General features: G+C 27.5%; 13 protein-coding genes. 1 reads left to right on the forward strand and 12 read right to left on the reverse strand.

Going from position 1 to position 14,150, the window contains the following annotated elements:
• Window positions 1-10: 10 nt before the first annotated feature.
• From ACSVC9_RS09230 to ACSVC9_RS09260, 7 genes are all read right to left on the reverse strand, one after another.
• Window positions 11-3,106, reverse strand: coding sequence for an HD domain-containing protein (locus ACSVC9_RS09230; protein WP_446897201.1), 3,096 nt, complete (start codon window positions 3,104-3,106; stop codon window positions 11-13).
• 501 nt (window positions 3,107-3,607) lie between these two features.
• Entirely contained in the window at window positions 3,608-6,187 is a 2,580-nt protein-coding gene (locus ACSVC9_RS09235; RefSeq protein ID WP_446897202.1) for a hypothetical protein, read from the reverse strand.
• A 446-nt stretch (window positions 6,188-6,633) separates the two neighbouring features.
• On the reverse strand, window positions 6,634-6,903 hold the full coding sequence (locus ACSVC9_RS09240; RefSeq protein ID WP_446897203.1) for a DUF1858 domain-containing protein: 270 nt from the start codon (window positions 6,901-6,903) through the stop codon (window positions 6,634-6,636).
• A gap of 136 nt (window positions 6,904-7,039) precedes the next feature.
• Window positions 7,040-9,010: a cell wall-binding repeat-containing protein gene (locus ACSVC9_RS09245; protein ID WP_446897204.1), complete on the reverse strand. Its 1,971-nt coding sequence runs from the start codon at window positions 9,008-9,010 to the stop codon at window positions 7,040-7,042.
• A gap of 84 nt (window positions 9,011-9,094) precedes the next feature.
• Entirely contained in the window at window positions 9,095-9,304 is a 210-nt protein-coding gene (locus ACSVC9_RS09250) for a hypothetical protein (RefSeq protein ID WP_446897205.1), read from the reverse strand.
• Window positions 9,305-9,312: 8 nt separating this feature from the next.
• Window positions 9,313-9,447: a type I restriction enzyme HsdR N-terminal domain-containing protein gene (locus ACSVC9_RS09255; RefSeq protein WP_446897206.1), complete on the reverse strand. Its 135-nt coding sequence runs from the start codon at window positions 9,445-9,447 to the stop codon at window positions 9,313-9,315.
• A 16-nt stretch (window positions 9,448-9,463) separates the two neighbouring features.
• Window positions 9,464-9,940, reverse strand: a complete 477-nt coding sequence (locus ACSVC9_RS09260; RefSeq protein WP_446897207.1) for a hypothetical protein — start codon at window positions 9,938-9,940, stop codon at window positions 9,464-9,466.
• Window positions 9,941-10,040: 100 nt separating this feature from the next.
• Here ACSVC9_RS09260 and ACSVC9_RS09265 point away from each other — a divergent pair, with 100 nt between their 5' ends.
• Window positions 10,041-10,172 (forward strand): hypothetical protein, encoded by a 132-nt coding sequence (locus tag ACSVC9_RS09265; RefSeq protein WP_446897208.1) that lies wholly within the window; start codon window positions 10,041-10,043, stop codon window positions 10,170-10,172.
• A gap of 35 nt (window positions 10,173-10,207) precedes the next feature.
• On the opposite strand, the gene hepT is transcribed toward ACSVC9_RS09265, so the two are convergent.
• From hepT to ACSVC9_RS09290, 5 genes are all read right to left on the reverse strand, one after another.
• Entirely contained in the window at window positions 10,208-10,618 is a 411-nt protein-coding gene (gene hepT / locus ACSVC9_RS09270; RefSeq protein WP_446897209.1) for a type VII toxin-antitoxin system HepT family RNase toxin, read from the reverse strand.
• Complete coding sequence (mntA, locus tag ACSVC9_RS09275) at window positions 10,611-11,018, reverse strand: type VII toxin-antitoxin system MntA family adenylyltransferase antitoxin (protein ID WP_446897210.1); 408 nt, start codon at window positions 11,016-11,018, stop codon at window positions 10,611-10,613. The genes hepT and mntA overlap by 8 nt, the downstream gene beginning before the upstream one ends.
• Before the next feature lie 82 nt (window positions 11,019-11,100).
• Window positions 11,101-11,322 carry a hypothetical protein gene (locus tag ACSVC9_RS09280; protein WP_446897211.1) on the reverse strand — a complete coding sequence of 74 codons (222 nt, stop codon included), beginning with the start codon at window positions 11,320-11,322 and terminating at the stop codon, window positions 11,101-11,103.
• 148 nt (window positions 11,323-11,470) lie between these two features.
• A complete protein-coding gene (locus ACSVC9_RS09285) occupies window positions 11,471-12,361 on the reverse strand; it encodes a hypothetical protein (RefSeq protein ID WP_446897212.1) in 891 nt (296 codons plus the stop codon).
• Window positions 12,362-13,102: 741 nt separating this feature from the next.
• Window positions 13,103-14,110 carry a dTDP-glucose 4,6-dehydratase gene (locus ACSVC9_RS09290; RefSeq protein ID WP_446897213.1) on the reverse strand — a complete coding sequence of 336 codons (1,008 nt, stop codon included), beginning with the start codon at window positions 14,108-14,110 and terminating at the stop codon, window positions 13,103-13,105.
• Window positions 14,111-14,150 lie beyond the last annotated feature (40 nt).

A 14,150-nucleotide genomic window follows, 5' to 3' on the forward strand; every position in this document is an offset into this window, starting at 1 on the left:
GAATTTTAGTTCATTTTTTTACAACATCATAATAATTATCAATTAACTTAACGTAACCCTCTACTATACTTGTTTTTGTTGTTTCAATATTAATTCTATTTTCATAGACATAATCAACAAGATTCTTAAAATCATCTCTATATTTGATTTCCTCTTTTATTTTTTCCCTAGATATACTATTGTTTTTTATTCTTTTACCATCTTCTCTTGTTATAGGCGATATGATAGCATATGAATTTCTTATCCCATTATATCTAAAATCAGAATATTCTTTTGGTAATTCTGTAACAGCTAAATTTTCATATCCTTCTATTACTACAATTGCTTTTCTTTTAGAAAATCGATCACATAATTTTTTCAAGAAATCCTTTTTAACATTATTATCCATTTGTATTGTACGGAAAATTCTCTTTTTTGATAACTCATAAGTATAAATATATACATTTTTATTTTTAAAATCATTAATATTAATATTAATTTTGTTTATATACTCTAAGTTATAACGATTTATAATTATATGTTCTAAATTTTCATTATTCATGATATATTTATAAATCATTTCAGAATTAAATTCAGATTTTTTTAAATAACTTAAAATTTCATCTTTATATGTAAAGTCTTCAATATGAATAAAATTTACTCTACCCTCATTCAAAATATCTTTAATATCAACAATCGTTTCATACAATTTATTTTCCCTGTTTTCCAAGGTAATTATCTTTTCATTGCAATTTTCCATAAGTTTCCTATCAATACCATCTTCGTTGATATTATACTGATCAAATAACACTTTCAAGGATAAAGTATTTATTTTAGGAATGAATTCTTCATTTTTATTTATTTTATACTTATATTTTTCAGCTATAAACTTTATAGCTTCATCCAATATTTGGCATATCAATCTTTGGGATTCACCTCTTATTTTCTGTCTGTTCAAAGTCAATATTTCATTAACATCCATTCCATTAATATCACAATATATGCTGCATACACCAATATAAAACCCGGATAATCCTTTTATTGCAACACCTTTAAAACAAAATCTATTTGAATTATATCTATAATCTTTTATAGGTAAAAGTTGAATGTATACAAAAAAACTGTATTTTCTATCCCATAAATATATTTTATTTGAATCTTCTTTATCAAACTTAAATAGATACCTACTTGTAGATTCAAATTCATCTTTTTCATCTTCATTAAAATACTGTTCATAACTTTCAATAAAACAATTATAGGACTCCTCAAACCTATTATCACAAAATAACTCTAGCTTAAATAATGGACTTTGAAATTGATTTCCTATATATTCAATTATGCTCCAAAGATAAAATCTATCTTCATCCGGACTTGAAAATGAATCATACTCTCTAAATTTTGAGTCTGCATATCCGCCTAATGTATAGGATTTATTGAAATCTTTAGGTATGTCTAATACTACCTCAGAACCATTTTTAAAATTATCGTATTCATAAATTTCAGAAGTTATATAACCATTTCCTTTTCCAGATTCAATTTTTATTTTTCTTACATTATGCCTGTCTTCATCAGTTTTTGTTCTTATAATTATTTGATTAGAAACCATAAAACAGGATTGAATTCCTATACCGAACCCACCTGTGGGCTTAAGCCAAGACGGCATATCTTTAAGTTCATCTTTAAACTTATCTCTTTTGTCCCAGCTCTTACCTACACATGACATATTCTTTAAATTGTCTTTACTAATTCCAATTCCTCTATCGATTACTTTTATTCTAATTTTTTCGTTATCATCTTTGATAGATTCAATTTTTATAGAAACTTTATAACCATCATAAACTTCTTTATCTATATCAAACGGAGTTAAATTTTTCAATTCAACATCTTTTTTCTTAATCCATGGATCATAAATGCCACTTTTCAAATCTCTCCACAGTTGAATTTTAGATGCATCCAATGCATTCTGAATCAATTCTCTAAGAAAATCGATTTTATTCTCATAAATTCCAGCCCCCTCTAATATTTCAAACATTCTGTTTCTCGGTATATCGAGTTTTAAATCTGATATTCCCTCATCATCCTTGCCATTTTTTAATATTTTTAGTAACCTTATTTTAGGTGGATAACCTTCAAAGTTTTCTGGAACTATATCCATCCAATCTGCAGTAATATTTCTTATTTCATCTCTTATCCAATCAAACCATTTCCTTGTCTCTCTTATTTCATCATCATCTGAACAATCTGCAGTAATTTCTATTTCAGTCGGACTAATCAATATATGTGTAATATCGCCATGTTTTTTAAAGTGAATTTTAGACATTCCCGGAAGTTTTCCAAAAACTCTTATCAAAATCTCATTAAACCTTCCATTGTCTATATCCAGTACATCTCCAATTCTAATCATTTCAGCTATAAATCTTGGATGTATGTAATCTGATTTTAAGCCTGCAGCTTTATATTCAAGTTCTTTAACTTCTTCAAAGGACTGACCATGTAAAAAAGCCACCTTGCCTATAAGTTTAATAAGCCTTGATTTTATCAAGCTTCCATGGGTTAAATCAAATTTCAGATTCTTATCAAAATCATTTATATAATTCATGCTTCTCTTTGGATGATCTATTCTAAAATAAGCAGCTATTATTTCAACTATATATCTTCTTATTTTTACCGGCCAATCTTTATCAAGATTATCATTACTAATTGAATTTTTTAAATTTGAAATATAAGATGCTGCTTCTTTTAAATCCTTATCTAGGGATTTACAATTTTCCTGCAAAAACTCCTGAAATGCATCACTTTTCCATATATCTTCTACATATTCATTTTGTAGTATCATACCAAAATCGTGAAGATACGAGCTTTCCAATATCATCCATGTTTCCGTTGGTCCAAGCAACTTTATCCTATTTTTACCTAATACCATTTCTATATTATTTATAATACTTTTTGAATGGCTGGACTCATGCATACTGTAATGGGGAAAATTGTAAACCACTGCTTCAAGCATATCCTCATATACTTTTTTATCCATTTCCCATGTTGCAATTAATTCCCCATATTGATAATTTTCTTCACATAAACATTTTAAATGTTTTTCAAGTGTATATTCTATACTTGGATTTTCCAACTTCCAGTCCCCCTTTACTTTGAGCTTTTCTCTGAAAAATAGACAATCAGGAATTAGAAATTCTCTCAATATCGCATAATTACTATATTCTATATATAGTTCCATTATATATAGATAGGTTTTACCAGCTATTTTTCTATGATTGTACAACTACAGAATATTTATCTATCCATTTATTATCCAGTAATTATACTACCTGTCCCGCCATTGTTTCATTAACTGACTCATATAATTCTTTTAAATCTTTCATGAAGTCTTGATATTTTTAGAGCTGTATCCGTTTCTATTGTCCAATCTTGCATATTTTTCCTATCCTAGATGCTTTTTTATTTATGCTTCTAGAAATTGCTATATTATGACCTCAAATGGCTTCTGCCCTGAATTTGGTTTGCACAAATCTAAGTGTACCTCCAAAATATATTAAATTTTTATTGTTCATTATTTCAGCAATGAATACATATTTTTAAGAAAAAACTTTTTCTTAAAAAGAATTGACTTTTACTAGCTGGTCTTCAATATATATCCTGCCTTTTTCCCAGAATGTCCATACTCGATATCTACTTTTATATGAATATTTTTATTAATACTGGATATATATCTGATAAGTTCTTCTTTTTCAAAAGGCAAATATATATCATTGACAATATTATATAGATATTTTCCCTGGTAATCTATTTTTAACTTTTTCAATTTAATTTCTATATAATTTCTATTTAATTCTCTGATATCTACATTAATACTTTTCACACTAATATATAGCCTGCTACTATCTAAAACAATAATTTCATTAGTTAAATTAGGTACCAATATATCATTTTTATTTTTAATAAATTCCTTAAATCCTGCCTGATTATCTTCCCAAAGTATATGTCTAGATCTTATAATTGTGTCTAAATTCAAATTGCCTTGTTGGAACAAATCAAATAAATAACCCAGTACTTCTCTCATCCCACAGTTTCTAACTTCTAATAAATTTTGATTTTTTAAAATATTAATTATTTCTAAGTTAAAATTATATATTGCATCCTTTTTTATAGATTCAATTTTATATCTCATTTTTAGTAATTTAAAATCTATAAAAAATCGGCTTTCATTAAATTTATTAATTGAAAATTGTCTTATATCACATGGTTTAAATTTATTAAAATTATTTGTAATTTTGTCTAATTCAAATTTAATATTATCTTGTAATTCAGATTTAATTTCACTTAGCTTTTCTCCTTCTAAGTTATTATTTTCAGCTCTTTCAATTTCATTCTTTTTATATACATTTTTAAGACCTTCTTTAAGTACAGACATTTTTTTATCAAGTTTATCCTTACTAATTTTATCTTTAAAAAACATTTCAATAAACTTCTTAAAAGATTCTTTCATATTATTCAAGTTCTCATCGTTATAACCAATATAAAAATAATAGAAGACAATTTCTTCTTCACTTATTACAAGAGAAACTTTATCTACAAATTCATTTATATAGCTAGCTGTATATAATAAAGAAAACAAGAAAAATTTTTCTATCATATCATCAATAGCAATAAATTGACCTTTATCTTCCTGTTTCCATGAATTCAATTTATATTTAAGATCCTTTACATATCCGAAATCAAAACTGGAACTGTCTTCATATAAATACATACATATAATATCAATAAAATTTCTTATAGTACTTTCATTAGATGTCATTACATCTTCAACAAATTTACTTATTTTTTTATCTACACCTTTTTCACGCACATAATAAAAATAAATTAATATACCACAAAAATACTTAATGTAGTACTCATTTTTACTATTTATAACATTTCCACTTATATGTGTATCGTTAAAAAATGTTTTATTCAAAGCATCATTATCAAAGCTATCTATTAAAACTCTTGTATGATTAAGAAGCTCAGAAAATGCAATCTCACGGACAGAATGTGATTCCAAATTAGTTATATACAGTATAATATCATTAAATAAATCTTTTCTTAGTATACCAGAGAAAGCTTCATTATAAAATCTAATATTTTTATCCAAATATATAGATTTATTTATATTATAAGGAAAATTTATTAAATCATGGTTAAAAGAATTTTCTTGGCCAGGAATAATATTTTTATACAGTGTGGCATGAAGTGATATTAAGTCACTAATCATTTCCCTATCTATGATACTTGGAACATTTGCAAAAAAATCCATCTCAATATTGTCCCATATTTTTAGATACACAATTTTACTATTTTTATAATTATAATTATTACATCTCTCATATAATTTAAATATATCTGTAATTATTTTTTTCACCTGTTCAAGATTCTTTTTGTTAAAAACTAGAATACAGTTACTAGAATATACATTACACCATTTATCCATTATATTTTTATCATATTTATAGATTATAGATTCAAATAATGAAGATAAAAATTTAAAATCATCATTGAAATTCAATAAATAGTTTCCAACAAAACTTTCTTTAAGATCCTTATCTAAATCATTTAGTATGTATTCAATTCTGCTCTTATTTTCTTTCCTATCTATATTCTTAAAATATCCAATATAAAATTCTTGCATATCATCTTTTAATTTTCTTGTACCATTAAATATAATTAAAATTGAATGACACATAAAGATCATAAGTGACATACTTACTGCAAATATTAGAATAGGTAGTCTCTTAAAACCACTCGAAACTAAAAAACAATTTACAAATACAAGTACCATTTCCATTATTATAACATTCTTATACTTAAGTATACCCATGGATTTACTAGCCGAATATCTATCATTCATAATATAATTAGATACAGATATTCCAAAATAGTATTGCTTGTATGACTCAGATAAAAGAGCTATAATAGCTATCCCAAGTGTTGCAACAGAAGCCTGTACCTGAAACATTGTACTTTCAGCTTCTTCATCCTCTATATTATTAAAAAATTCACTTAAAAAATATGGTTTATTAAGTTTGTAACTAATAGTACTAATATCCATGAACAACGACCATATTCCTATACAAACTACAGCTAAAATAAAAATCCAGCATAAAATGCTCTTCCACTTAATTTTACCCTTTTTCTTCCAATCTTCCTTTTCTGTCACAAAAATTCCCCCTGTACTAGAAAATTATATAAATTCACCTTTCTTTATAGAATAAATAATATCATCTTCCAGTATATAGGTAAACATACATACGTGTTACTTAGTAATTTATGCCTGCATATGTATCTTCACAATACTCAAGATAATCAAGCCTCCAATATCTCGTAGGATCCTTTTCCTTAAATTCCTTTGTTTAATCTTTCTAGATCTCCCCTAATGGTATTTACAAATGAATTTTCGTTAAAGTCATCTTTTTTATCATTTTTTTGTGTTTATATTTTACAATGAAAAATCATACTCAATTAAAAAAGAAGATATCAAGAGTAGACCTGCATTATTTCAGGTCAATAATTTACCCGGAACTTTAAAAAGTTCCGGGTTTTTGAACAATCTGAGAACTAATCACATTAATTAGTTTCTTTAATTAATTATTAAAACTCTTTATTTTACTTAGAATATCTCGACTTCATACTATTTATAATTTTACTTTTTATTTTCCATTTTATTTTTTCTCCTAATGGAATTTTGTTCAGACTTTTAATCAGCTCATCCAGATTAATTTTATGAATTTTTGCAGCCTCTTCTATACTCTCCTTTTGAGATGCCGAACATGCAATACATTCCAGGCCAGATTTTTTTAATATCTCAACTGCCTTAGGCCCCATACTTATAATATCTTTTATCAAAGTTTTCTCATTTACTTTTATAATACTCACCCTCATTACTTATAACTTAGTAGCAAATTAATAAAGCAATTACAAATGATAATAAAATAATCACTTCCCTACTGATTATCTATCTTCTAGCTTTATTTTATCAGAATGTCCTATGATAATCCATACTTATCTTAATCTATTTAATTTTAGAAAAACCAGTCCCGTCTGTCTTCATCTTATACACTCCATTATCCCCACCTTTATAGTAAAGCCAATCTCCATAGGCAGCTAAATTCAAAACAAGTACTGGTGAATTTAAAGTCACCGTTTCTGTACCATCAGATTTGACTTTAAATATACGTCCACCTTGTATAAGTCTACTATAAGGAATATACAAATACCCATTACCTATAGTTACAGAAACTCCATTCATATCATTAATACCATTAAAAAACAGTTTAGAATTGGAACCATCAGTATTCATACTGTACAAAAATTCATCAGATGACCCAATTACTTTTTGGTAGTAGTAGTATAAAACATTTGTTTTCACATCATACCCTTCTATAATTGGATTTCTATCTACATCTGTAATCAGCTCTTCTTTGTCTGACCCATCAAGATTACATTTATATATGCTATGCTTAGTAGGTTCTGTTGTATCCGTTTCAGATGAAGAATTCAATGTGTAATGCCCATTACTATAGTAAATGTGACTACCATCTGAAACTACATTACTTGCATCCATATTATCTTCTACTAGAGCATTATCTGTGCCATCAAGCCTTATTCTATAGAAATTGTCCAAGTCATTATAATAAATCCAATCACCTATGATAGTGCCCCCATTTATAACTTCAGCTGATAGAATCACAGTATCAGATGTACCATCTGTTTTTACCCTATGAAGTTCATTGTTTTTTCCTACTGACTGCATATACTTAGGATCGCCCCACACATCTTTGTAATACACCCATCCATCCCTGACTGTCAGCAGCCAGCGGTAACATTTTTGAGTAGGATCTGAACTAGGTTCACACTTAGATACAAGAACTGTCTTCGTACCATCTGTTTTTACTTTGTATATTGAACCTGTACTATCTTGATAGTAGTACCATTCACCTTTTTCCATATAATCTGACATATTTTCATTTGTTGAAGGTATTTCCACAGCTTTATCATTTAATATATTAGCACATGACTCTTTTATGGCTCCTTCTCCGCCTAAAATCATCAACTTAGAATACTTAGCATTTCTCATATACTCTTTCTGATTATTTATATTTTGACCATTAGTTAAAACTATAGGTGCACTTAGTTTAGCCGCAAGTGCACTTCCAGATAATGCATCAGGGAAGTTTTCTCCATTTGCAAGTACAGCTGTATCGGTTTTTATATTAAAGTATTTACAGATATTTAAGGAAGTTTCATATCTATCTAATCCACCTATTCTAATAATATCATCATCCTTTAATGCAGATACTAAACCTCTAATCTGACTTACTACGTTAGAAGTTATAGAACCCTCTCCACCAATAACATATACTTTACTAGGTTGTATATTTTTAATCGACTGTGACATTTCATCTGACAAATAACCAGAACTGCTAAGTATTATAGGATAGCCCTTCATAGTTGCTATACTTGATATACTTAAGGCATCGGCAAATACAGAGCTGTTTGCTATTACGACAGGAGTTCCTGAAGCTATGTCCAAAGTCTTTATAACTTCACTATCAGTAGCAAATTTGTTACTGCCGCTAATCCTCTTAATAGAATATCCTAGTCCTGTTATCCGATTACACACATCTTTACTTACTGATGCCGAACCTCCTATAACATACACTGTACCTGATTTGTCCAGGTTCTGTTTTATATAGTTTATTGCATCCGAGGAACTTTCCAGTGTTGAACCTGTCAATAATATTGGGGCATTAAGCTTCTTTGAAAGTACACTTCCAGATAACGCATCCTGGAAATTATCTCCACTTGCCAATATAACATTCTGCAATTTATCAGGACTAAATTTACTAGCTATTTTTACAGATGTAGAGTACCTATTATTACCCCACAACCTTTCTATATTAAATGTATCTTTTGCAAATACAGAAGATACTCCTCCTAAAATAATACTCAACGTAATAACCAAACTTAATATGTTTTTCATAAGAATCTCCCTCTTTTGGATTTAAATATGTTGTCTTATTTGTATCAAAAATTATTATTTTGGTTAATTATCGGAATATCTTAACTACACTTGACAAATAATAACTATATATCTAAAAAACGTGGGGAGCAAAAATTCTGACACTACCATATATGAATAATTTCCCATAGATGAAGGAAGCATAGAACCATCAAATGAAGGTATATCCTTTTCTCGTTTAAATTCTTTATTTAAGACGACAAGATCCATTCCGTCCGAAGCTATTCCATATTTACAAGTATTTGTTGTACCCATATAACTCTTTATATGTCCACAAAGCCAATTTTCGAAAAATTATTTACCTGATACTCTATATCTATAAAATTCTCTGGATATTTATAAGTTATTTCAAGTTCTTTGATTATCCATTGTCTAACTTTTTCTTCAAGGCTATACATATCCTTTATTTTATCTTTAATAAGTATAGGAAGAGTAATCCTTATTATTGGACATATATTTTATGAACTCCAGCTGTATCCTTGAAAAATCCACCTTGTGTTTTGCCCTAATATAATAGTTATACATTTCCAGCACTTTAAATATTGCACTTCTTGTTCTTGAATTCTTCTGAAGTTTATGTAGTCCTTCACTCTTATTACCGCTCATTCTTCCAACTCTGTCTGCATTTTGATATTCTTCTATTTCCAAATAGTTACAAGATTTTATCCAAAAAACTTCCTCCATGATGAAAGTTAGATTTTTTTGATCAATAATTTTTATATCATCATAAAATTTGCCAACTTCAGCTATTGATTTTGCAAATATATTTGTAATATCTGAATTATTGCTATTTATACTTAAGTCAAGTCTATTTTCATTACAATATTGTTTGAAATATCTATATATAAGAGAATCAATATTTCTTATACAAACTATATCTGCTTGCATCATCTATATACTTAATGTTTGACTCCTCTGTATTAATAACAAATAAAGAAGTAGCTTCTCTTTTAAATAGAAGCTACTTGGGAATAGTTATGAGGTTATACTGATGAAAACTTATAATGTTACATCAGCAAGAAATGATATATATAATATAATAAATCAAACTATAGTAAATTCAAAGCCATTTCAGATAACTAGCAAGAACGGTGATGTCATTATGTTAAGTGCAAAAGATTAGGAAGCTATACAAGAGACATTAAATCTTGTATCTAGCTACTTATTATAAAACCGAAACATGTGCTCTGCAAACTTTTTCAAATCATATATGTGCTTTTCAATTATCTTCTTTACTACAGAAAGGTTTACGGTCCGATAATCATGGATTGCTATATTTCTAAACCCAACCATAGATTTTAAATCATCCATGAGTTTTTTATCTATGATGTTACTTTGAAATAGTACTTCAAATGCATCCCTGCTATTTTGTGGAATACCAAGCTTTTTTTCTGAAACTACATGCATCGCCAAATCTATAGAAGCTTCACAGGCTCTTTGAATATTTAAAATTATAGAATCTTGTTTAGTATAATTTTTCAAATTCTCAGGATTATTTTTATATTCTTCATTTATCCTATTTATACACCTTTCAATAACAGATATTTTGTTTAATATAACATCATTCATATACATGTCCTCTTTTTTTTATATTTTTCAATATTATTTCCCTCTCTTCGTTTAACATTGCATAATCCTTAAATGCATACATTTCAAAATAAGCCCTTCTTTTATTATCACTACAGTATATATGTTCTCCTCCGGCTATTACTTGAACTTTAAATACAGTAGATGCCTTTTTTAAATCAATTAAATCAACATCTCTTTTCAATATATCTGCAAGTTTTTGTGCCAACATAAATATTTCATAGTCAGAAGTCCTCGCATCACTTATAAACGCAATGTCAACGTCACTATCACTTCTAAAAATTCCATTTACACTGGAACCAAATAAATATATCAAATATGGCTTTATATTTTCTGTAAGAAATTTTATTATTTTATCTATACTTCCATCATCTATATTCAATAAACACACCTCTCATATCCAATCATCTACACAATCTGTGCCAGTTCCATCAACCGCACACCGCACCATTATTTTTATTATATCATATTCTCTGATTGAGCTTCCACTGCTCATATATTCTATTGTGAATTTTTAATTGTCCTCTTTCATTTTTGAAAATTCCATAAGTTATACCAAGCATTACAATAAGGTTATCCTCATTATAGGTAATTTTGCTCCCATATATAATTAAATCTTTTACCATACCTCTATCCTCTATATAATCATCCAGCATAGTTCCTATTTCTTTTTTTGAAAAACTCATATATTTAAAAATACATTTTTAACCGTCAAGTAAGAAGTCGATAGATAAAGTCAAAAGGTTAAAACTTGAAAATAGAATTTTGAGATTTTTCTAACTCTAAAACATCAATTTTTTCAAGAAAGGCCCATTTATTTTGATTATCAAATTATTATTTATTCTTATATTTTTTTACCATACTATATATTTTATTACTAATAATACATATAACATATAATATAATTACAGGTAAATCTATGAAAATTATTATTTGAAGAATAATTTCATTTGGTATAATCTCTCTTTTGTCAAGGAATGCAAATAGCATAATAACTATAAAACCCAAAATAGATATACCAATAGATAACTTTTTTAAATTTATCTGAATCCTAAAAAAATCCAAACTTTTTTTAGAAAAACTATCTTTGAAAATACCTATTATATTTAATCCAGTATCACCAATATATATTAAGCAAAATATTGATACTATTATTATTAAGACAACTAAAAATACTTTAGCTATTACCACCAAGATCATCCATAGTATATTTGAAATTTTATATCCAACTAATTCATTAAGTGAATAAAACATATTCCTTATGACATCAGTAAACTTAAACATTATTATTCCCGACTTACTTTCTAATAAGTATTCAAGCTTTAATACAAAAATTAAAAATACTATACTAAATATAAAACATATAATCACCAGAAGCTTTTTTCCAAAATTAAATCCTTTATATATCGTAAATGTTTTTTTAACTTCTCTCACAAAATTAATTACATAGTTTTTTATTTTATCTCTAACAACTGGAAAAGTAACACTTAATATAATACAATTTTCACATATCTTACTACTGATCGCTAACTTACTATTATTATATTCTTTGAATAAAATTGTAAAATTTCCCATAACTCTATCAACTGATAAAATTAAAGCAAATAATAACAATATAAATTGAAAATTAAAAATATCAACATAATTAAAATTATTTTTATATATACCTTCGATTGAATTTATTGTACTTACTGAAGCAACAATAGTTGATATACTATATAACAATAATTTTCTCCTACATTTTATATACGGATCGTTTATTCCATAAACATATATAATAAATATAATAATAAATGAAATTATCATAATTAGACTAATAAGTACATTATAATTAATATTTTTTATTCCTGCATTTTTCATATAATCGTCTATATTATAAATTAAAAATACTAGTAATATAATCCAACTAAATACATAAAAGACAAAATTAATTATACATTTTTTCAAGCTCAAACCACTAAATACAGAAAGAATTAAAATCTTAATTTTAGAAGCTATATTAAAATTAGTGTCAAATAAATTTTGAAAAGTTATTATAATCATAACAAATAAATAAAATAAAAATACCCATATAAAAGAAATTAATAGAATATTATTAAAAAACATAGCGATTATAAGAGTCAGTAACGTTAATACTATATCTAAAATTAATAAAAAAATTAAGTTTATTAAAACAACATAATGTATCTTTCTTTCTTTATGATAATAGCTTATCCATGATTCAAATAAACATAGTATATATAATAGTTTTCTGCTTCCTTTACACTTTATTTTCATTATAAAGTCCCCCTAAAATTGGAAATATACAGGAAGTAAAAAGGCACAACTCAAAAAATTAAAATGCACCCCTCGAAAGTGCATTTTAATTAACCTTTAAAAAATTTTCACATTGTAATTTATTGTACTTATAATTAAACTTCCTATATTCAATAATTTAAAGACCTAACTAGTTTTCCATTGCCTCCACTATTCCAGCAGCTTAGTCCCCTCAATCCATTTCCTTGTCTCCTCAATTCCCTGCTCCAGGGTATATTCAGGCTCCCATCCAATAAGCTTCTTAGCCTTGGAATAGTCACACTTCAACTTCATTATTTCACTCTGTGGATGTATGTGTTTTACATGACTTATTTTGACTTTACCATGATTTATAATATCTGCAAGTTCATTTATAGTTACATCCCTGCCCGTACCTGCATTTACTAGCTGCCCATTGACATTCTGTGAATAACCTGATGCAACTATGAAATTGGCACAGTCCTTTACATAGAGAAGATCTCTTGTCTGCTCGCCGGAGCCGTATATATTTATATCCCTGTGATGAAGCATATTATTTATAAATATGGCAACAACTCCACCTTCACCACCAGTTTTCTGAAATGGTCCATAGGTATTAAAGGGCCTTATCACAACAGTTGGAAGCTTATAGGCATTATAATAGGAAAGTACCATGTTTTCAGCTGCAATTTTACTTCCACCATAGGGTGATACCGGTTTTGTAGGATGACTTTCCGAAATTCCCTCACTTCCAGATACATCATATACCATGCACGTACTCATAAACACCACTTTACAAGGGTAGGTGTCTTCCTTCGGATCAAGTATCCAGCTGTTTCCGTCCATCCTTCCATTTTTTCCGAACATCTGGAACTTGGCCTTCTCAAGTATATTGAAGGTACCTACCGTATCATTGAAAAAAGTGGCTTCAGGATCATCAATGCTGTCCTGAACATTTATTGAAGCTGCAAGATGATATACTATATCAAATTTGTCATTGAATATTTCATCCAGTTTTCCTTTGTCTCTTATATCGCCGCCTATAAATTTAAAATGGGAATTGTTTTTAAATTCCTCTATATTTTCAAGTCTCCCATTAGATAAATTATCCATAACCGTAACTGAATGATTTTCATCCAATAATCTTTTTACAACCCATCTTCCTATAAATCCAGCTCCTCCTGTTACGAGCATTTTCATATGCAATCAACCTCCTCTTGAAGTTACAAAAATATTCATG

This window comes from Clostridium sp. LBM24168 (assembly GCF_052953915.1).

Bases quoted from the DNA above. Each gene is read 5' to 3' on its own strand.
- ACSVC9_RS09245 (WP_446897204.1), bottom strand. From the start codon at position 9,010: ATGAAAAACATATTAAGTTTGGTTATTACGTTGAGTATTATTTTAGGA.
- ACSVC9_RS09250 (WP_446897205.1), bottom strand. From the start codon at position 9,304: ATGGGTACAACAAATACTTGTAAATATGGAATAGCTTCGGACGGAATG.
- ACSVC9_RS09255 (WP_446897206.1), bottom strand. From the start codon at position 9,447: ATGTATAGCCTTGAAGAAAAAGTTAGACAATGGATAATCAAAGAACTT.
- ACSVC9_RS09260 (WP_446897207.1), bottom strand. From the start codon at position 9,940: ATGATGCAAGCAGATATAGTTTGTATAAGAAATATTGATTCTCTTATA.
- ACSVC9_RS09265 (WP_446897208.1), top strand. From the start codon at position 10,041: ATGAAAACTTATAATGTTACATCAGCAAGAAATGATATATATAATATA.
- hepT (WP_446897209.1), bottom strand. From the start codon at position 10,618: ATGAATGATGTTATATTAAACAAAATATCTGTTATTGAAAGGTGTATA.
- ACSVC9_RS09280 (WP_446897211.1), bottom strand. From the start codon at position 11,322: ATGAGTTTTTCAAAAAAAGAAATAGGAACTATGCTGGATGATTATATA.
- ACSVC9_RS09290 (WP_446897213.1), bottom strand. From the start codon at position 14,110: ATGAAAATGCTCGTAACAGGAGGAGCTGGATTTATAGGAAGATGGGTT.